The sequence below is a fragment of the Neisseria bacilliformis genome, assembly GCF_014055025.1.
Classification (GTDB): Bacteria; Pseudomonadota; Gammaproteobacteria; order Burkholderiales; family Neisseriaceae; genus Neisseria; species Neisseria bacilliformis.
In genome coordinates, this window is record NZ_CP059571.1 from 849,928 (window position 1) to 869,631 (window position 19,704).

General features: G+C 59.1%; 21 protein-coding genes. 12 read left to right on the forward strand and 9 right to left on the reverse strand.

Translation table 11 applies throughout. From position 1 onward, the window contains the following. Positions 1-282: 282 nt before the first annotated feature. Both bfr (H3L91_RS04350) and bfr (H3L91_RS04355) read left to right on the forward strand, forming a co-directional pair. Entirely contained in the window at positions 283-747 is a 465-nt protein-coding gene (bfr, locus tag H3L91_RS04350; protein WP_007342329.1) for a bacterioferritin, read from the forward strand. A gap of 24 nt (positions 748-771) precedes the next feature. Then, positions 772-1,245: a bacterioferritin gene (gene bfr / locus H3L91_RS04355; RefSeq protein WP_007342330.1), complete on the forward strand. Its 474-nt coding sequence runs from the start codon at positions 772-774 to the stop codon at positions 1,243-1,245. A gap of 264 nt (positions 1,246-1,509) precedes the next feature. Here the strand turns inward: bfr (H3L91_RS04355) and zupT are convergent, their stop codons facing one another. Beyond that, positions 1,510-2,313, reverse strand: a complete 804-nt coding sequence (zupT, locus tag H3L91_RS04360) for a zinc transporter ZupT (protein ID WP_007342331.1) — start codon at positions 2,311-2,313, stop codon at positions 1,510-1,512. Positions 2,314-2,858: 545 nt separating this feature from the next. On the opposite strand from zupT, the gene H3L91_RS12290 reads away from it, so the two are divergent. The 4 genes from H3L91_RS12290 (at position 2,859) to H3L91_RS04375 (ending at position 6,486) form a co-directional block, all read left to right on the forward strand. Further along, positions 2,859-3,635 (forward strand): TonB-dependent receptor plug domain-containing protein, encoded by a 777-nt coding sequence (locus H3L91_RS12290; protein WP_007342332.1) that lies wholly within the window; start codon positions 2,859-2,861, stop codon positions 3,633-3,635. Between the two features lie 306 nt (positions 3,636-3,941). Continuing rightward, on the forward strand, positions 3,942-4,835 hold the full coding sequence (locus tag H3L91_RS12295) for a TonB-dependent receptor (protein WP_007342333.1): 894 nt from the start codon (positions 3,942-3,944) through the stop codon (positions 4,833-4,835). An 8-nt stretch (positions 4,836-4,843) separates the two neighbouring features. Further along, complete coding sequence (locus tag H3L91_RS04370; RefSeq protein ID WP_007342334.1) at positions 4,844-6,343, forward strand: TonB-dependent receptor domain-containing protein; 1,500 nt, start codon at positions 4,844-4,846, stop codon at positions 6,341-6,343. Beyond that, positions 6,340-6,486, forward strand: a complete 147-nt coding sequence (locus H3L91_RS04375; protein ID WP_007342335.1) for a hypothetical protein — start codon at positions 6,340-6,342, stop codon at positions 6,484-6,486. The genes H3L91_RS04370 and H3L91_RS04375 overlap by 4 nt, the downstream gene beginning before the upstream one ends. A 145-nt stretch (positions 6,487-6,631) precedes the next feature. On the opposite strand, the gene H3L91_RS04380 is transcribed toward H3L91_RS04375, so the two are convergent. Together H3L91_RS04380 and ppk2 are read right to left on the reverse strand one after the other, a co-directional pair. Continuing rightward, complete coding sequence (locus H3L91_RS04380; RefSeq protein ID WP_182109885.1) at positions 6,632-7,639, reverse strand: IS5 family transposase; 1,008 nt, start codon at positions 7,637-7,639, stop codon at positions 6,632-6,634. 98 nt (positions 7,640-7,737) lie between these two features. Continuing rightward, entirely contained in the window at positions 7,738-8,667 is a 930-nt protein-coding gene (gene ppk2 / locus H3L91_RS04385; protein WP_007342336.1) for a polyphosphate kinase 2, read from the reverse strand. Between the two features lie 125 nt (positions 8,668-8,792). Here ppk2 and H3L91_RS04390 point away from each other — a divergent pair, with 125 nt between their 5' ends. Then, on the forward strand, positions 8,793-10,595 hold the full coding sequence (locus H3L91_RS04390) for a bifunctional chorismate-binding protein/class IV aminotransferase (RefSeq protein WP_040658790.1): 1,803 nt from the start codon (positions 8,793-8,795) through the stop codon (positions 10,593-10,595). Between the two features lie 392 nt (positions 10,596-10,987). On the opposite strand, the gene nadE is transcribed toward H3L91_RS04390, so the two are convergent. Next, entirely contained in the window at positions 10,988-11,782 is a 795-nt protein-coding gene (gene nadE, locus H3L91_RS04395) for an NAD(+) synthase (RefSeq protein ID WP_007342339.1), read from the reverse strand. Between the two features lie 136 nt (positions 11,783-11,918). On the opposite strand from nadE, the gene H3L91_RS04400 reads away from it, so the two are divergent. Genes H3L91_RS04400 through ubiE form a run of 3 tightly spaced genes read left to right on the forward strand, consistent with a single transcriptional unit; the run spans position 11,919 to position 14,066 of the window. Next, entirely contained in the window at positions 11,919-12,845 is a 927-nt protein-coding gene (locus H3L91_RS04400) for an AEC family transporter (RefSeq protein WP_007342340.1), read from the forward strand. A gap of 30 nt (positions 12,846-12,875) precedes the next feature. Further along, positions 12,876-13,289 carry a gamma-butyrobetaine hydroxylase family protein gene (locus tag H3L91_RS04405; RefSeq protein WP_007342341.1) on the forward strand — a complete coding sequence of 138 codons (414 nt, stop codon included), beginning with the start codon at positions 12,876-12,878 and terminating at the stop codon, positions 13,287-13,289. Between the two features lie 39 nt (positions 13,290-13,328). Then, positions 13,329-14,066, forward strand: a complete 738-nt coding sequence (ubiE, locus tag H3L91_RS04410) for a bifunctional demethylmenaquinone methyltransferase/2-methoxy-6-polyprenyl-1,4-benzoquinol methylase UbiE (protein ID WP_007342342.1) — start codon at positions 13,329-13,331, stop codon at positions 14,064-14,066. Between the two features lie 445 nt (positions 14,067-14,511). On the opposite strand, the gene H3L91_RS04415 is transcribed toward ubiE, so the two are convergent. The 5 genes from H3L91_RS04415 to H3L91_RS04435 form a co-directional block, all read right to left on the reverse strand. Next, positions 14,512-15,186 (reverse strand): hypothetical protein, encoded by a 675-nt coding sequence (locus H3L91_RS04415; protein ID WP_007342343.1) that lies wholly within the window; start codon positions 15,184-15,186, stop codon positions 14,512-14,514. Between the two features lie 258 nt (positions 15,187-15,444). Next, on the reverse strand, positions 15,445-15,783 hold the full coding sequence (gene erpA / locus H3L91_RS04420) for an iron-sulfur cluster insertion protein ErpA (protein WP_007342345.1): 339 nt from the start codon (positions 15,781-15,783) through the stop codon (positions 15,445-15,447). 103 nt (positions 15,784-15,886) lie between these two features. Further along, positions 15,887-16,795 (reverse strand): NAD(+) kinase, encoded by a 909-nt coding sequence (locus tag H3L91_RS04425; RefSeq protein WP_007342346.1) that lies wholly within the window; start codon positions 16,793-16,795, stop codon positions 15,887-15,889. A gap of 47 nt (positions 16,796-16,842) precedes the next feature. Next, positions 16,843-17,226 carry a hypothetical protein gene (locus H3L91_RS04430; RefSeq protein WP_007342347.1) on the reverse strand — a complete coding sequence of 128 codons (384 nt, stop codon included), beginning with the start codon at positions 17,224-17,226 and terminating at the stop codon, positions 16,843-16,845. Between the two features lie 16 nt (positions 17,227-17,242). Further along, complete coding sequence (locus H3L91_RS04435) at positions 17,243-17,626, reverse strand: Mth938-like domain-containing protein (RefSeq protein WP_007342348.1); 384 nt, start codon at positions 17,624-17,626, stop codon at positions 17,243-17,245. A gap of 92 nt (positions 17,627-17,718) precedes the next feature. On the opposite strand from H3L91_RS04435, the gene H3L91_RS04440 reads away from it, so the two are divergent. Continuing rightward, complete coding sequence (locus H3L91_RS04440; RefSeq protein ID WP_007342349.1) at positions 17,719-19,029, forward strand: homoserine dehydrogenase; 1,311 nt, start codon at positions 17,719-17,721, stop codon at positions 19,027-19,029. Further along, positions 19,022-19,504, forward strand: a complete 483-nt coding sequence (locus H3L91_RS04445) for a hypothetical protein (protein ID WP_007342350.1) — start codon at positions 19,022-19,024, stop codon at positions 19,502-19,504. The genes H3L91_RS04440 and H3L91_RS04445 overlap by 8 nt, the downstream gene beginning before the upstream one ends. Positions 19,505-19,704 lie beyond the last annotated feature (200 nt).

Genomic DNA, 19,704 nt, shown 5'->3' on the forward strand with positions numbered 1-19,704 from the left:
GTTAAACTATGTAAATTACAAAACCTATTGAGAGCATTTATTAGTATTGACCTGCTTAAAAAACCATTGCAAACAATCCGATATTTTCAGACGGTCTCAAAAACACGGCAGGGCTACGCTCGATAATTGTTTGTATTTTAAAAGGAAAGTTGCATTTCACTTTGCCGCTGCTAGAATGCGCCCAGTTTCAAAAAAACGCAGCGCAAGCGGCAGAGGCGCAAAATACTGAATCCAAACCACCACATTTAGTCTGATTAATCAACCAATAAAAAGGAAAGCAAAATGAAAGGCGATAAAGCTGTCATCGATTATATGAATGAACTTCTGGCTGGCGAGCTGGCCGCGCGCGACCAGTATTTCATCCACTCGCGCATGTATGCCGAATGGGGCTACAACAAACTTTTCGAGCGTCTGGGTCATGAAATGACCGAAGAAACCGAGCACGCCGAGCAGTTCATCCGCCGCATCCTGATGCTGGAAGGCACGCCCAATATGGTGCCCACCGCGCTGAACATCGGCACCGACCTGCCCTCCATGCTCAAAGCCGACCTCAACACCGAGCTGGAAGTGCGCGCCGCCCTGAAAAAAGGCATCAAACTGTGCGAGGAAAAACAAGACTACGTTACCCGCGACATCATGGTCAAACAGCTGGCCGACACCGAAGAAGACCACGCGCACTGGCTCGAACAGCAGCTGCGCCTGATCGAGCTGATGGGTTTGGAAAACTACACCCAGAGCCAGCTCTAAGCAGCCGCGCAGAAAGGACAAAACATGCAAGGCGACCGCACCGTCATCCGCGGGCTGAACAAAAACCTCGGCCTGCTTTTGGTAACCATCAACCAATATTTCCTCCACGCCCGCATCCTGAAAAACTGGGGGCTGGAAGAATTGTCGGAACACTTCTACAAACAGTCCATCCGCGAGATGAAATCGGCCGACGCGCTGATCGAGCGCATCCTGCTGCTTGAAGGGCTGCCCAACCTGCAAGAGCTGGGCAAGCTGCTGATTGGCGAAAACACCGCCGAAATCATCAAGTGCGACCTGGCCAAAGAAGAGGAAAAACACGCCGAGCTGGCCGCCGCCATCGCCCTGTGCGAAGCGCAGCAGGATTATGTCAGCCGCGCGTTGCTGGAAAAACAGAAAGACATCAACGAAGAGCACATCGACTGGCTGGAAACCCAGCAGGAACTGATTGTCAAAATGGGCTTGGAAAACTACCTCCAATCCGGGGCGCAAGAGGACTAAGGCGGGACACACCGCCGCTGCAAGCCACTACCGCAAAAGCAGCACCCAGCACCCGCTCACGGCATACCGCAAAACGGTATGCCGTTTTTTCTGCATCGCGGAACAACACAAAAATATCCATCCTGCTGTTTGCACGACACAGCCTGCTTCGCATGCCGCACTTGCGTTGTCGGTGAAATCCCTGATTTTGTGTTGTTTTACTATTAAGAGGCCGTCTGAAAACCGTGTTTTACAGTTTTCAGACGGCCTCTTCGCCTTTAACCGTTAAAAATGAAACAGCACCAAACTCAGCGCGATGACCGCCATGCCCGAAGTCAGGCCGTACACGGTTTCGTGGCCGTCTGAATAGCGTTTGGCGGCGGGCAGCAGCTCGTCCAGCGCGAGAAAGACCATCACGCCGGCGATGACGCCGAACACTGCGCCGAACACGGGCGGCGACAGAAAGGGTTTCAGAAACGCATATCCAAGCACCGCGCCCAGCGGTTCGGCCAGCCCCGAGGCGAGGCAGGCGAGCACGGTTTTGCTGCGGCTGCGGGTGGCGAAATACACCGGCGCGGCGATGGAAATGCCTTCGGGGATGTTGTGGATGGCAATCGCCAGCGCGAGCGGCAGGCCGACGGCGGGGTTTTCCAGCGTGGCGAAAAAGGTGGCCAGCCCTTCGGGGAAGTTGTGCGCGGTAATGGCGAGGGCGGCCATCATGCCGACGCGGGCGATGTGGCGGCGTTTGTTTTCCTGAAAGGCGGGGGCGTGCGGGTCGAGCGTTTCGTGCGGGTTGGGGATAACGCGGTCGATCAAGGCGATGGCGGCCAGTCCGGCGAGAAAGGCGAGGGTGGCGGCGGAGAAGCCGTGCTGCTGGCCGTATGCCTGCGCGAAGGCTTCGCTTGATTTGGAAAAAATCTCGGTGAGCGAGACATACACCATCGCGCCGCCGGCAAAGGCCAGCCCGAAGGAGAGCACGCGCGGGTTGGGCGTTTTGGAAAAAATCACCATCGCGCTGCCGAGCACGGTGAAAAGTCCGGCGGCGGCGGCGATGGCGAAGGCAGTGAACAGGTGGGGCAGGGCGGTCATGGCGGGTGTCCGTCAAAAATTGCGTATAGTATTACCTTTAATAACTAATATCAACCATTATCCAAATCAAGAACACCCCCTTGCAGCGAAAGCGCGGGGGCTGTTCCGGCATCGGGCAGAACGACACAGACAAACGACAGAGGCCGTCTGAAAAACGGGTTTCGATGCAGCCGAACCCTGTTTTCAGACAGCCTTTTCTGCCGCATGGGGCGTTTTCGTGTAATTAAAACGCCTAGGGGCTGTTGACAATCAGCCCTGCGGCGGTGTTTTTGGCAAAAAACACCCGCCTGCCGCGTCAAAAATGCTCGCAAGGTGTCCAACCTTGCTGCGCTTTTTTCCTTGCATTCGGGTATTTTTTACTCAAAAAACCGCTCGCAAGCTGAATGTCAACAGCCCCTAGGGAACGGCCATATCCGCCATGTTATGCGTGAAAATTTGTATCTTTGTGTTTATATATTGTTAAAACTCCGCTATAATACACCCAATCAAACAAGAATCAGTCCGACATTGAATCGGCAAGCCAACGCTCTGCAAGGACAATCTCCATGAAAAACAACCGCCTTTCCCTGATCTCCGTCTGCCTGGACCTTATCGGCACATCACAAGCCGCACCGCTTTCCTCGCCCGATCAGCCCGCCGAATCTTCCGCGCTGGACACCGTTGTCGTGCGCGGCGGCGCAAACAAACACGAGTGCGGCCACGACCGCGTTTACACCCGCGAAATCGTCAATCTGTATAAAGGCAAAGAGGAAGTGGAAACCTTCAAGGGCAACACCGTATCCGACTTATTCGGCGGCATGACCGGCGTGTACGGCGGCGCACTCGATCCCAACGTGCGCGGCGTGCAGGGGCAGGGGCGCATCCCCGTAACCATCGACGGCACCGAACAGGCGATTACCGTCTGGCGCGGCATGGCCGGCGCGAGCAACCGCAACTATGTTGATCCGAACATTGTCAGCAGCGTGTATGTGGAAAAAGGCCCGTCGTTCAACCGCGATGTGAAAAGCGGCATCGGCGGCTCGGTGGCGATGAAAACCATAGACGCGGACGACATTGTCCCCGAAGGGCAAAAATACAGCTTGGAAGTCAAGGCCGAAACCAGCACCAATTCCGTTACCCCGCGCCGCGCGGTATATGCCGAAAATGTCGATTACCGCACGCTCGAACATCCCGAATACTCCACACTCGGCATGTGGCGTTTTTTCCTCGACCCTTCCGACCGGACCGCCTGGATCCGCGTTTCAGCGGCAAAAACACATTCGGCAACGACAGAGCCCACTGCATCGCCGCCGGCACGAAGCAGCAGGATTTCGATGCCATGATTGCCTATGCCTACCGCAAAAAAGGCAACTATTTTTCCGGCAAAAAAGGCGCGGAAGCCTACGGCTACCTTGATCCAGACCCGCAGAAAAACGTTGAGAAAAACCTCGAACGCCTGGGCGGCGACATCAACAACGTCTCGCCCAAAACCACCGCCGTCGGCCTGTTTTACGTACCGGGCGGAGAAGTGGCCAATACTTCTTTGGAAACAAAATCATGGCTGGGCAAATTCACCTACCGCCTGCCGGCGCGGGCGGCAAAGCCTGAAATTCGGCATAAGGCTGACCAACACCCGCTTTGGCGAAGTCATGCCTTCGCGCATTCTCAGCGGCAGCGGCTTTCAGGGCGACAATTACGCCATTATGTGCAAGATTGCCGAATGGCCGCAGGCATGGGTCAAACAACACGCCTACAATATCGATTACACATGGAAACCGCAAAACAGCCGCTGGCTAGACCTGCAAGCCTCGCTGTGGGCGACGCGCACCAAATCCAAAACCAACTCCGCAGGCGGCGTGCCCGGCGATGTTGCCTGGTTTGACAACAACTGGGACGGCGACTGCATCGGCTGGCTCTATGGCGGCACAGGAACACGCCCCCGCGCGCAAGACGGCCTGCCCAATACCAACGGCCGCTTCAATACCCGCCAAGGCCAAGCCCTGTATGCCGCCAACAACCGCAACGGTCTTACCGTTTCCAACAAAATGAAACTCAATGACAAGCTGCAACTGACCCTATCGGGCGACTACCAAACCGAAAAACTGCGCAGCCGCAACGAATTTGCCGACTTCTTTTTCGGTTACGACACCAACAATCCCGAAAACATCCAGCCCAACCTGTTTCTTGACCAAATCGCCTATCCGCGCAACGGCAGGCGGCGCGAGTTCAACCTTGCCTTCAATTTCCGCTTTGAACCGCGCTCGTGGCTCACCCTGACCGCAGGCGCACGCTATACCCGCTTCAATATTTGGGACGACAACGTCAGAAAATTCATCGACAACGGCGGCATCCTGCAAGCCAACCGTGGCGTTACCTATACAGACATCAAACAAGTGGCCTCGCAAGAAGACTATCGACGCTATCTGGAAGCCAAAAAACGGATAGACGAAGCAGCGCGCAACAGGATTTCAGCAAAATTTCAGACCAAACCCAGGCCGACTACGACAAAATTTCCCCAGACGAGCGCGGCGTGCCTTATTTAGCGGATACAGTGGTTTTAAATTGGGAGAAAGACCGGTACGGCAAACTCCATTCCGCCGAACATCCCCTGCTTGCCCGATCCGCCGAGCTTGGCGCAAGCATCCCCAACCCCGCCTACGACGCAAACAACACCGACAGCCCCCGTTATGTGCAACGTTATGATTTGAGTTCGATAAACGGCACACAAGCCCTGGAAACCCCGCTTACCGCCGAAGAACAACGCCGCGCCCTCAAACAAAGCGCGGGCGGCTGGGCACCCGCCGCTTCCGTAACCCTCAACCTCACCGACAACGCCCGCGCCTACCTTCGCTATACCGAAACCCTGCGCTATCCCAGCATTTTCGAGGGCACCTACGGCCTCAACATCAGCCCGCGCGGCAGCGACTTTGCCGCCTCCCAAACCCGCTACGGCTACCTGTGGAAACCCGAGCGCGGCAAAAACATCGAAATCGGCTACATCCACGACCTCACCGCCCTGTTCCCCAAAATGCGTAAAGCCGATTTCCGTGTCAACTATTTCCACAACACCACCAAAAACATCATCGACCGCAACGAAAACCTCGAATTCGAGCAGTACGACAAACAAACCCGCACCGGCGCGGAACTCTCCGCCCTCTTCGACAGCGGCAGATACTACGGCAGCCTCGGCGTATTGCGTAACATCCGCAACGAAGTCTGCGACGACGGCGCAAGTTTCCACAACTACCTGCAAGAGCTCGTCCTGCTCGACCGCATCGCCGACAACAAAGGGCAGGGCAGCTTCGCACGCGTGCCCCAATGCTTCCCCGGCGGCGTCAACCGAGAAGGCTTCCTCGTTACCATGCAACAGCCGCGCTGGTCGGTAGACGCCGAACTCGGCGCACGGCTCAAAGGCGGCAAAATCGAATTCGGCACACGCTTCCATTGGCACAACGCGCCGCATAAAACCCGCGCTCCGGCATGGAACGGCTTTATCGACTCGGCCAAAGGCCACTTCCAAACGCCGGACAGACAAAATGCCCTTGCAATCGAACTGGACGCGTCCCGAAACGCAGATCTCACCTGGGCGGCCGTCGCCACCATTGATGCCTACCTGCGCTACCGCATCAGCAAAAACCTCACCGCCGAAATCGTCGGCACCAACCTCACCGACCGCTACTACATGGATCCGTTCAGCCGCTCCTACATGCCCGCCCCGGGCGAACTTTCAGGATTGGCATTACCGGCAAATGGTAAAAACGGCAAAAGGCCGTCTGAAAAAATACATTTTCAGACGGCCTGTTCCTATTTCGCCCATGCCGAACCAAACGTAGGGTGTGTCGCCCCAAGGCGACGCACGCGTTCTCTGCCGCTCAATGCATCCCTGTCTTGCCTCCCAACCCGAAACCGCGTGCGTGGCTTGCGCCACACTCCCTGCCTCAATGGCAGAGGCCGTCTGAAAACTGCAAAACAGCGGAGTAGTTGTAGGTCGGATACTTGTATCCGACATCCCACGCGGCAGAATGATCCTGCGGGAAAATGTCGGATTTGAGAATCCGACCTGCAACACTGCGCTTTCAGACGGCCTCCCGTTTCCGCCAAACCAAAAGCCGCGTGCATATCTTGCGCCGCATACCCTGCCTGAACGCCAAAGGCCGTCTGAAAACCCGTTTTACAGGTTTTCAGACGGCCTGAGACCTTTGCAAAAAAGCCTTTCCCCCAACAGCCGAAACCCAAACACAGGTTTTCGGCTGTTTTCGCCCCAAATCACTCCTGATTTTACCCAAATACCCCCTTAATCCTCCCCGGATACCTGATAATCAGGCATCCGGGCCGCCTTTTAGGCGCAAACAGGCACACTTAGCCTGTTAGCCGCTTTCAACAGGTTCAAACACATTGCCTTCAGATGGCTTTGCGCACTCACTTTGAGCAGCCCGAAATAGGCTGCCCGGGCGTAGCGGAATTTACGGTGCAGCGTACCGAAGCTCTGTTCGACCACATAACGGGTTTTCGACAAATACCGGTTACGTTTGGTTTGCGCTTCCGTCAGCGGACGGTTGCGGTGGGCTTTGCGCATAATGCCGTCCAGCAACCGATGCTCTTCCAGATGTTGCCGGTTTTCCGCACTGTCGTAGCCTTTATCGGCATAGACGGTCGTGCCTTCGGCTATCCCTTCCAGCAAAGGCGACAGATGGTTGCACTCATGGGTATTGGCGGGGGTAATGTGCAGTTTCTCGATATAGCCTTCCTCATCGGTGCGGGTATGTTGTTTGTAACCGAGTTTGTAGAGGCCGTTTTTCTTTGTCCAACGGGCATCTTTATCTTTACTCGGTGTGGTTTGGCCGCTGACTTGTCCTTCTTCATCGACTTCTATGGCCTGACGCTGTTTGCTGCCGGCGGTCTGAATAATGGTGGCGTCAATGACGGCGGCGGATGCCTTCTCTACTTTTAGGTTTTTCTCGGCCAGTTGGCGGTTGATCAGTTCCAGCAGTTCGGACAGGGTGTCGTCTTGCGCCAGCCAGTTGCGGTAGCGGCATAAGGTGCTGTAATCGGGGATGCTCAGTTCGTCAAAACGGCAAAACAGGTTGAAGTCGATGCGGGTGATGAGGCTGTGTTCGAGTTCGGGATCGGAGAGGCTGTGCCATTGTCCGAGCAGGACGGCTTTGAACATGGACAGCAGGGGATAGGCGGGACGGCCGCGGTGGTCTCGGAGGTAACGGGTTCTTTGACGATTCAGGTACTGTTCGATCGGTTGCCAATCAATCACTTGATCCAGCTTTAATAGTGGGAAGCGATCGATGTGTTTGGCAATCATGGCTTGTGCGGTTTGCTGAAAGAAGGTGCCCATGAGAAATCCCCTAAATGTCTTGGTGGGAATTTAGGGGATTTGGGGGGGATTTTGCAAAGGTCTCGGCCTCTCTGCCTTATCCGGCGGGCACTTGGCACTCAGTCGCCGATAACGTCCATGCTTTTCTCTTTAAACTGCGTGTCCGGCACTTTGACGATTTTCGGATCGACTTTGCCGATGGCTTTCACGTCCTTGCCCGGGTAGTCGAGCTGGTGCAGGAAGTGGCGGATGCAGTTGAGGCGGGCGCGTTTTTTGTCGTCGGAGCGGATGATGGTCCAGGGCGCGTCGCCGGTGTGGGTGTGGAAGAACATGGCGTTTTTCGCCTCGGTGTAGTCGTCCCAGCGGTCGAGCGACTGGATGTCCACCGGTGAGAGTTTCCAGTGTTTCAAGGGATCGTCGCGGCGGGAGATGAAGCGGCGCAGCTGTTCTTCGCGGGAAACGGAAAACCAGAATTTGAACAGGTGCAGGCCGCTGTTGACCAGCATTCTTTCCAATTCGGGCGCCTGGCGCATAAACAGCAGATACTGCTGCGGGGTGCAGAAGCCCATCACGCGCTCCACGCCTGCGCGGTTGTACCAGGAGCGGTCGAAAAACACCATTTCGCCGGCGGTGGGCAGGTTTTGGATGTAGCGTTGGAAATACCATTGGCCGCGTTCGGTTTCGCTGGGTTTTTCCAGCGCGACCACGCGCGCGCCGCGCGGGTTCAGGTGTTCCATAAAGCGTTTGATGGTGCCGCCCTTGCCCGCCGCGTCGCGGCCTTCAAACAGGCTCACGATGCGCTGGCCGGATTCCTTCACCCAGCTTTGCACTTTCAAAAGCTCGATTTGCAGCGCGGCTTTTTCCTTTTCGTACACGCGCCGGCTCATGCGCAGGCGGTAGGGGTAGTCCTGCGGCAGCGGCGCAGTGCTGGAATCTTCGCCGGAAACTTTGCCCTGGTGTTGCAGCACTTCCTCTTCAAACACCTGCAAGCGGTCTTTGTTTTCGCCCACTTCCACCTGCTCGAAGGGTTTTAACTGACGGTCGGCCATACTTGATCCTTTCGTGGTTTGTTTATGGTTGTTCACGGTGGATTTTACGCGCTTTGACACAAACAAACAAACGCCCGCCACCCTTCAACCAGCTTATAATCCGCGCTTTTTCCCGTTTGACGCCCATGCCCCATTTCGCCCTGCTCGATGACGCGCTGCAAGGCCGCGCCGTGCTTTTCGACAAGCTGCAATACAGCGATTTCCTGTTTTCAGACGGCCTCGACGCCTTGGACGGCCTGCTGCAAAAAGGCTGGGCGCGCGGCCTGCATGTTTTCCTCGCCGCCGACTACGTCTTCGGCCTGCCGCTGCAAAAACTGCCCTCCGAAAACGGCGGCCGCCTCGCCCTGCACTGGTTCGCCGAAAAACGCCCCGCCGATGCCGAAAGCTGGCTGGCGGCAAACGGCGGCGCAGCCCCCGCCGGCATTTCCGCGCCGCGCCCCTCCGTATCCGAAGCCGAATATCTCGCCCGCATCCGCGCCATTCAAGAAGCCATCGCACGCGGCGACTGCTACCAAATCAATTACACCCTGCGCCTGCATCTTCAAGCCTACGGCAGCCCCGCCGCGCTCTACTGCCGCCTGCGCCAACCCGTGCCCTATGCCGCGCTCTGCCGCCTGCCCGATATGCGCGGCGAAGAAACGTGGACATTGTGTTTTTCGCCCGAACTCTTTTTAAACATTCGTTCAGACGGCCTCATCAGCACCGAGCCGATGAAAGGCACAGCCCCGATTTTGGGCGACGGCGGCGACGAAAACCGCGCCCGCGCCCTGCAGGCCGACCCGAAAAACCGCGCCGAAAACGTGATGATTGTCGATCTGCTGCGCAACGACTTGGGTAAAACCGCCGAAACCGGTAGCGTGCGCGTGCCCGAGCCGTTTAAAGTGTCGCGCTTCGGCAGCGTGTGGCAGATGACCAGCCGCATTGAAGCGCAGGCCAAACGCGGCACGACTGCCGCCGACATTTTCCGCGCCGCCTTCCCCTGCGGCAGCATTACCGGCGCACCCAAGCGCAAAAGCATGGAAATCATCGACAGCCTCGAAACCGAGCCGCGCGGCCTGTACACCGGCAGCATCGGCTTTCTCAATCCCTGCGCGGGCGGACTCGGCTTTGAAGGCGTGTTCAACGTTGTTATCCGCACTTTGACGCTGACCCCCGCGCTTTCAGACGACCTTTGGCACGGCGTTTACGGTGTCGGCTCGGGCATCGTTACCGACAGCGACCCGCAGGCCGAATGGCTCGAATGCGGCTGGAAAGCCCGTTTTCTCAACGAGTTGCGCCCCGATTTTGCCGTGTTTGAAACCCTGCGCGTGGAAAACCGGCAATGCGCTTTATTGGAAAGACACTTAGGCCGTCTGAAAACCGCCGCCGAATCGCTCAACCTGCCGCTGCCGCAGGATGGCGAAACGCAAATCCGCGAATGCCTCGCCGCGCTGCCCGACACGCCGCTGCGCGTGAAAATCATGCTGGATGCAGACGGCCTCACCTTCGCACACGCCCCGCTCGCCGAACTGGCCGCGCCGCAAAGCGCGATGGTCTCGCCCGTTGTTCTGCCGCGCCGCGATTGGCTGCGCCGTTTCAAAACCAGCCGCCGCGCCGTGTTTGACGAGGGTTGGCGGGCGGCGGAACGGCAGGGTGCGTTCGACAGCCTGTTTTTCAATTCAGACGGCCTTTTGCTCGAAGGCGGCCGCAGCAATGTGTTCGTCAAACATCGCGGCCGCTGGCTTACGCCCGCTTTGGATTCGGACATCTTAAACGGCGTGATGCGGCAGGAAATTCTGGCAAACCCGCTGCCGTATCTCGGCGCGGACGCGGTAACGGAAGCGCACATCAGCCGCGAAATGTTGGGCGAGGCCGAAGAAATCCGTTTGAGCAACGCCCTGCGCGGCGTGTTCGCCGTGCGTTTGCAGCAGGGCAAAGAGGCCGTCTGAAAAACCAAGGCAGGTTGGATCGAGACCCAACACCCGCGCAAGCTGAAACCTTTGCAAAACCCTGACAGCAGCCCGCAAATCAAAATGCCGTCATTCCCGCGCAGGCGGGAATCTTGGTTGGGACTCAACAATTCTATTGAAAAACAAAATATTGCTTGAATTCCGGCAAGATTCCCGCCTGCGCGGGAATGACGGCATGTTCCGTGATTCCGGGTTTTGCAGAGGTTTCAATCTGCCAATGTTGGGTTTGCAATCCAAGCTACCCGCTGCGGCGCAGAACCGCGTGCGCCGCCTCGGGGCGGCACACCCTGCGGCAGGTTTGGCACAGACGGTGTGGCAGAGAGGCCGTCTGAAAACGCATTACACGGTTTTCAGACGGCCTCTTATTCGGTTCACGCCAGCATCTGCGGCGGGATTCTGCACACGGGCACGGGTTGGATTTTGTGTTGGGCGGCGCGGTTGAGGCGGGTGTAGATGTCGAACACTTCCTGCTCGCGGCCGGTGAAGTCGCTGCGGGTTTTGCCCGCTGCGGCGGCGGCCATGGCGCGTTCGAGTTCGGGGTAGGACGCGCCCATCTGTGCTTCGTCGGTGCGCTCGGTGTCCCACAGGCCGTCGGTGGGCACGGCCTCGCGGATGGCGGGGAGGATGTCGAGGTGCTCGGCCAGCGCGTACACCTGGGTTTTGGTGAGGTCGGCAATCGGGCTGAGATCGACGCCGCCGTCGCCGTATTTGGTGAAAAAGCCCACGCCGAAGTCTTCGATTTTGTTGCCGGTGCCGGCCACGAGCAGGCCGTTTATCTGGGCGTAGTAATACAGGGTGAGCATGCGCAGGCGCGAGCGGCTGTTGGCCAGGGCGAGCTGTTTGGCGGGGTAGTCGGCCTCGCTGACGTTTACCGTGTCGGCGAACAGGTTGAAAACGGGGGTGAGGTCGGCGCGCAGGCTTCTGACGTTGGCGAACGCGCCCGTCAGGCGGGCGATGTGCTGCTGCGCGCGGCTGACCTGGTCGGCCTGCTGGCGGATGGGCATTTCCAGCAGCAGCACGTCCAGCCCGCTGCGTGCGGCCAGCGCGGAGACGACGGCGGAATCGACGCCGCCGGAGACGCCGACGGCAAATCCTCGGGCGCGGGCGGCGGCGGCATAGTCGCGCAGCCATTGCACGATGTGCGCGCTTACGGCTTGTGTGTCCATAAAAACAATCCTTTCCTGACAAAAAACCGCCGCACTATAACGCCCGAGGCTGCCGTTTACAATCGGGCGTTTTCAGACGGCCTGCCGCTTCTGCTAGAATCCGCGCTTTCGTTTTCCGCCGCACACGGGGCGCATCATGCAGGACGTGTTCAACATTACCGCACCGGTTTTTCTGATTATCGCGCTGGGCTACGGCGCGGTGCGTTCGGGCGCGTTCTGCTTCGAGGAATTGCGCGGCGCGGCGAAATTCGTGCTGAAAACCGGCCTGCCCGCGCTGGTGTTTTTCGCCATTGCGGGCAAACCCTTTCGCGAGGTGTTCGACGCGGTGTATCTGGCGGGCTACGGCCTGGCGACCTTCTGCGCCTTCTCCGCCGGCTGGCTCCTGATGCGCCTGCGCACGGGCGACGGGGTGCAGGCGGCCTTGGGCGGCTTTGCCGTGTCCTTCTCCAACACGGGCTTTATCGGCTACCCGATTCTCACCATGGCGGTGGGCGAGGCGGCGGGCAAATATTTCGCCATGAACGTGCTGGTGGAAAATATGTTTCTGATTCCGCTGTTTTTCCTTCTGGCCGACTCGGCCGGCGGGGGCGGGGAAAAAGGCCGTCTGAAAACCGCGCTGCCGGTTGTCGCCAATCTGTTGAAAAACCCGATTATGCTGGCGCAGTTTGCCGCGCTGCCCTTCGCGCTGGGCTGGCTGCCGCTGCCCGCCGCGCTGCTGAAAACCGCCTCGGTGCTCGCTTCTGGCTCGGCTCCGGTTGCCCTGTTTGTCATCGGCGGCAGCCTGGTCGGCCTCAAACTCGGCGGCCGGCTGGGCGAAATCCTGCTGCTCACGGCGATGAAACTCGTCCTGTTCCCGCTGCTGACGCTGCTGTTTCTCGCGCTTTTGGGCGCGGGGCGCGACATGCTGTTTGCCGGCGCGCTGCTCTCCTGCGTGCCGATGGCGAGCATGGTGGCCATCATCCACACGCAATACGGCCACGAGCAGCGCGGCGCGGCGGTGATGCTGTTGACCACCGTTTTGTCGTTTGCCGGCATCTCGCTGGTACTGCTGTTCGGCCGTTAGCCGTCAAATAATGGAAACACAAGGAAAAACATGAAACACCCGCTTCCCGAAGAAATCCGCCTGCGCCCCGACCGCGCCGCCCTCGCCCTGGTTTACGGCGGGCAAACCAAAGAATTGAGTGCCGAATACCTGCGCGTCTATTCCCCCAGCGCAGAAGTGCGCGGCCACGCCCCGGGGCAGGAAGTGTTGCAGGCGGGCAAGCTGGGCACCACCATCACCGACCTCGACCCCGTCGGCAACTACGCGCTGAAAATCGTCTTTTCAGACGGCCACGACAGCGGCCTCTACGACTGGGACTATCTGTATAAACTGGCACACGAATACGCTACAATGTGGCGCGACTACCTCGCCCGCCTCAAAGCCGCCGGCGCCTCGCGCACACCGTCGGAAACTGCGGCCGCACCAAAAAAGAAAAGCGGCTGCGGCGGCTGCGGCGGGCATTGAAGGCCGTCTGAAACCCCTGTTACAGAAAGAAAAACACCCATGAGCGAGCAAAAAACCCACTTCGGTTTCTCCACCGTCAACGAAAGCGAAAAAGCCGGCAAAGTGGCCGAAGTGTTCCACTCCGTCGCCAAAAACTACGACATCATGAACGACGTGATGTCCGGCGGCCTGCACCGCGTGTGGAAACACTTCACCATCCAAACCGCGCGCTTGAAAAAGGGCGACAAAGTGCTCGACATCGCCGGCGGCACGGGCGACCTCTCGCGCGGCTGGGCAAAACGCGTGGGCAAAGAAGGCGAAGTGTGGCTCACCGACATCAACTCCTCCATGCTCACCGTCGGCCGCGACCGCCTGCTCAACGAAGGGCTGATCCTGCCCGTTTCGCTGGCCGACGCGGAAAAGCTGCCGTTTCCCGACAATTACTTCAACCTCGTGTCCGTCGCCTTCGGCCTGCGCAACATGACCCACAAAGATGCCGCGCTCAAAGAAATGTACCGCGTGCTGAAACCAGGCGGCACGCTGCTGGTATTGGAATTTTCCAAAGTCTACAAACCGCTCGAAGGCGCGTACGACCTCTATTCCTTCAAACTGCTGCCGCTGATGGGCAAACTGATCGCCAAAGACGCCGACAGCTATCAGTATCTGGCCGAGTCCATCCGCATGCACCCCGACCAGGAAACCCTGAAACAGATGATGCTCGACGCGGGCTTCGACAGCGTGGACTACCACAACCTGAGTGCAGGCATCGTCGCCCTGCACAAAGGCGTGAAATTCTGAGCCTGTGCCGGTGTGTGCGTACAAAGGTTTGAGGCCGTCTGAAAACTGTTTTTCAGACGGCCTTTGGCGTTAAAAACTGCGTGCGCGATTTGGGGTTTGGCGGGGTAGGGCACGGATGGTGATGCGTCAGAGAACGCGTGCGTCGCCTAGGGGCGACACACCCTACGGCAGGTTTGGCACGGGCTGGTGTGGCAAAGAGGCCGTCTGAAAACGCATTACACAATTTTCAGCAAAGGTAGGTTGGGTCGAGACCCGACAACCCGCGCAACCCGCCAATGTCGGGTTTGCAACCCAGCCTGCCCGCTGCCGTATAGGTAGGGTGTGTGGCGCAGCCACGCACGCGGTCTTTGGGGTTCGCGCATGTGCCGCGTCGGGCGGATAAAGAACGGAAGGCCGTCTGAAAAATATTTTTCAGACGGCCTCTTGCTTTATTGCGGCGGCGCGGTTAGGCCAGCAGCCTGGCCAGCAGGTATCCGGCTGCGAAAAACACCAGCACCAGTGCGGATACGGCCAGGGTGATGACGAGTACGCGCCTGTTGTACAGCACCGACTGCCAGCCGTTCAAGATGCCGAGTTCCTGCAACAGCTCGGTTTCCAGCTCGTTGCGGATTTGGTTGCGGATTTTGCGCTCTTCGGCCTGTTTTTCCCGCAGCATGCGGTAGGCGATTTCGTGCTGTTTGCGGTGCTCGAAGGCCAACCGCTCCTGCCATTCGATGCGTTTGCGGTAGATGAAGGCTTCGGTGGCGGTTTTGAGGTGGATGTGGCAGGTGGGGCACTCGGTGGTGTCGGGGTCTTCAAAGATGGTGAAGCAGACGGGGCACTGCGGCACGAGTTCGGCGGGTTTGTCCGGCTTTTCTTCGTCGGGGTCTTCCATCAGTTCGAGCGAGAGGCGGATGATGACGTCCAAGCCCAGATAGCCGAAGTAGTTTTGCGCGTTGAGGCGTTCTTCGTTGGTGCAGCGTTCGGCGATGATGGCCTGCGGGTGTTCTTCGAGCGCGCGGATGACTTCGTCCGCCTCTTCTTCGGTGAGATGCTGGCGGATGGTGCTGTCTACCTGCCGATGGTCGATGCCGGGCGGGTAGGAAATGTAAACGTCGAATAGTCTTTCTGGGGTGCTCATTAATGCGTCCGAATCCGCGTGGAACTGCCGCCGCTTAAAATGATTTTAAATTTGTGTAAAATTTTTTGCGAATTATACCCCAAACGGGCAAAAACGGCATGATGCGGCGCAACCAAAGGCGGGAAATCGGGCTTTTGCGGTCGGCGGCACCTGCCGTGTGCGGGAGGCCGTCTGAAAACGGTGCCGCCCGAAATGGTTTGGAATAAGACAAAGCCCGAGGGTTCGGGCTTTTTTTTGCTGCGCGACGGTTGCTGCCTGCTATACGGAGAAGGACGAGCCGCAGCCGCAGGTGGTTTCGGCGTTGGGGTTGCGGATGACGAACTGCGAGCCGTGCAGGCTTTCGGTATAGTCGATTTCCGCGCCGACGAGGTATTGGTAGCTCATCGGGTCGACGAGGAAGGTTAGGCCGTTTTTGACGATTTCAAAGTCGTCGTCGTTTTTGATTTCGTCGAAGGTGAAGCCGTATTGGAAGCCGGAGCAGCCGCCGCCGTTGACGAAGACGCGCAGTTTCAGATCGGGGTTGTTTTCTTCGGCGATGAGGTCGGCCACTTTGGTGCAGCAGCTTTCGGTGAAGATGATGGGTGATTCGTCGGACATGGTTTTTTTCCTCAAACTTGTTGGTGCGGCGCGCATTTTCGCGCAAACGTTATGTGCTGGCAAGGTGGGACGGGGCACGGGAATTTCAAGGCATCGGGGCGGTTCAGCCGTGCTGGGCGATGGGGACGAGCTGTTCGCCCCAGTGCAGTTTCTGGCGCAGGGTGGTGTAGTAGCTGTAATCCACGGGGTGCAGCACGCGCAGGTTGTGGCGGTAGCGGCGGATGCGCAGGATGTCGCCGCTTTGGATGTCGATGTAGGACTGTCCGTCGAAATGGGCGCGGGCGTCGCCGGCTTTGGTGATGAGGATGTCGATTTCGCAGGTGTCGGCCACGGCGATCGGGCGGTTGGTCATCGATTGCGGGCAGATGGGGACGAGGGTGAAGGCGCGCAGGCTGGCCTGCAAGATGGGGCCGCCGGCGGCGAGGGCGTAGGCGGTGGAGCCGGTGGGGGTGGAAACGATGAGGCCGTCCGAACGCTGGGTATAGACAAACTCCTGATTGATAAAGGTTTCAAACTCTATCATCTGCCCCGCGCCGCCGCGCGAGATCACAACGTCGTTCAGGGCTAGGGATTTTTTCACGCTGCCTGCGCCGCGTATCAGGTCGGTTTCCAGCAGGATGCGTTCTTCGGCGTGGTGTTTGCCGGTGAGCATGCCGGCGATTTCGGCGACCATGTTTTCGCGCGGCACTTGGGTGAGGAAGCCCAAATGCCCCTGGTTGACGCCGATGAGGGGGATGCGGAAGGGGGCGACTTTGCGGGCGGCGGAGAGAAACGTGCCGTCGCCGCCGAGCACAATGACCAGGCTGCATTCGCGGCCGATGTTGTCTTTGTCGGTTACGCGACAGCGGGCGAGGTCGTCTTCGCGCACCACGCCGCCTGCCACGCTTTCGCGGTCGATAAAGACTTCCAGCCCCTGCGCGAGCAGGAAGGCGGCGAGGGTGTGTAGGGTTTCTTCTATCTGCGGCGTTTCGGGGCGGGTAACGATGCCGATGCGTTTGAATTCGGTGATCATGGCGGGCGGGGAGGGCGGCGGGACAAAGGCGGCGGATTATGGCACGGTTAGCGGCCGTCTGAAAGCGTATTTGCGGGCGGGGCGGCCTTTTCGGGCGGCCTCTGCCACACGGTTTGTGCCGCTTTGCCGTAAGTGATTTTCACGGGCGGATAGGGCACGGTGATTTTTTCCGAGATTCTGCCCGAATAACTGCGGCCGGCAATTTGCTGCAACAGCAGGAAGTTCAGCTCGCCGCTTTGTTCGTCAAACCGCGTGCGCACGCCGGATACGCCCATCGCGCTGTTGCCGAGCAGGCCGTTAATTCTGACTTCGCCGCCGCCGACCGTAACGCGCAAATCCCAAATGTCCTCCCGCGCCACTTCCTGTTCGCACGCGCCGCAGGAAAGCAGGCACGCCATGCCTGCCGCAAACGCCGCCCATCTGTTTTTCATCCGCCGCCCCCGTTTTTCAGACGGCCTCCTGCGGCCACAGCCACGCCCACACTTCGCGCCCTTCGCTTTGCAGCATCAGCAGCGTGCGGCAGGCGGCGGCTGTGGACATGTATTCGATGCCCGCCCCGTGCGCGGCCAGCGCGGCGTTGAGGCGCGGATGCAGAAACCGCTGCTTCGCGCCCGTGCCCACCAGCACCACTTCCGGCGCGCCATGTTCGGCAAACAGTTTTTCAAACGTTTCGGCCGACAAGTCTTCCGGCCTGCTTTCCGACACCGGAAAAACCCGTCCGCCGATCAGGCAGACGGGCGTTTCATATACGGTTCCGCCGTTTTTCAGACGGCCTTTTCCATCTGCCGACCACGCTGCGCCTCCTGCGGGGCTGTTTTCCTGAAACTGCATATTGTGCTTTCTGAATAAAGGGTTTTCGGGTAGGATTGCGCCTTTTTTGCAGCAAGTTTAACCATTCGGAAAACGCTTAACAAGGAGCAGCGATGAAACCGGTGAATATCGGCATTTTGGGTTTGGGCACCGTCGGCAGAGGCACGGTCGAAGTATTGCGCGGCAACGCGGCGGAAATCGCCCGCCGCCTCGGGCGCGGGGTCAATATCTTTATGGTGTCCACGCGCGACGAAGCCAAAGCCCGCGCCCTCTGCCCGGACGGAACGCGGATAACGGCCGACCCGTTTGAAGTCGTGCGCCATCCCGAAGTCGATATTGTCGTGGAACTCTTCGGCGGCACCGGCATCGCCAAAGAGCTGGTGTTCGAGGCCGTGCGCCACGGCAAACACATCGTAACCGCCAACAAAAAACTGCTGGCCGAACACGGGGGCGAGCTCTTCGCGCTGGCGGAAAAACACAACGTGATGGTGCAGTTTGAAGCCGCCGTCGCCGGCGGCATCCCCATCATCAAAGCCCTGCGCGAAGGGCTGGCCGCCAACCGCATCCGCAGCATCGCCGGCATCATCAACGGCACCAGCAACTTCATCCTCTCCGAAATGCGCGAAAAAGGCAGCGCGTTTGCCGACGTGCTCAAAGAAGCCCAACGCCTGGGCTACGCCGAAGCCGACCCCACATTCGACATCGAAGGCCACGACGCGGGCCACAAAATCACCATCATGTCCGCCCTCGCCTTCGGCACGCCCGTCAACTTCTCCGCCTGCTACCTCGAAGGCATCTCCAAACTCGACAGCCGCGACATCAAATACGCCGAAGAACTCGGCTACCGCATCAAACTCTTGGGCATCACCCGCCGCAGCGAAAAAGGCATCGAGTTGCGCGTCCATCCCACCCTGCTGCCCGAAAGCCGCCTGCTGGCCAACGTCAACGGTGTGATGAACGCCGTGCGCGTCAATGCCGACATGGTGGGCGAAACCCTGTTTTACGGCGCGGGTGCGGGCGCGCTGCCCACCGCCAGCGCGGTCGTCGCCGACATCATCGACACCAGCCGCCTCATCGCCGCCGACAGCGGCCAGCGCGTCCCCTCCCTCGCCTTCCAGCCCGCCCAGGTGCAGGCGCAAACCATGCTGCCCATGGACGAAATCACCAGCAGCTACTACCTGCGCGTCCAAGCCGAAGACAAACCCGGCGTGCTCGGCCAAATCGCCGGCCTGCTCGCCGCGCAAAACGTCTCCATCGAAGCCCTCATCCAAAAAGGCGTGCTCGACGGGCGCACCGCCGAAATCGTCATCCTCACCCACAGCACCGTGGAAAAACACGTCAAAGCCGCCATTGCCGCCATCGAAACCCTCGGCACTGTGCGCGAAAAAGTCGTCATGATCCGCATGGAGAGCCTGCATGACTGAACCGCAGGGAAGGCCGTCTGAAAACACCCCCGCGCCCGAAAACGGGCAGCACGGCGGCGCGGACACCCCCGAAGCGCGCCGTGCCGCCGAGCGCAAAGCCAAAGGCAAAATCCGCACCATCCGCATCTGGCTGTGGGTTATTGCCTCCCTCTTCGCCGCCACCTTCTTCCTGTCGCAATGCGCGATGAGCAAGCCCAAAGCCAAAGCCGCCATCGTCGAGTCCTGCATCCAAAACGTCCCCTTCGCCCCCAAATGGCAGGCCGACCTGCAAAGCATGGGGCTGGCCGACCAAGACGGCAAACTCGTTACCGCCTACTGCGTGTGCATGTGGGAACAGCCGCTGGACAAACTCAGCCAGAAGCAGCTGGGCAAATTCTCCCGCCTCACCCCGCAGCAGCAGCTCGACCTCCTCGGCGGCGCACAGGCGTTTGAAACCCGCGACAAACAATGCCTTGCCGCGCTCAAAGGCCGGTAACAAACGCTCAGAGGCCGCCTGAAAACGGATTTTCAGACGGCCTCTTGCCATTTGGGTAGGGTGTGTGGCGCAAGCCACGCACGCGGTTTCGGGTTGCGCGGCGGGTATCGCTCGAACGGGGAAACGGAGGCCGTCTGAAAGCGCGGCAAGGCGGCGTTCGGGGCATGCGGCCAAACCGCGTGCGTCGCCTCGGGGCGACA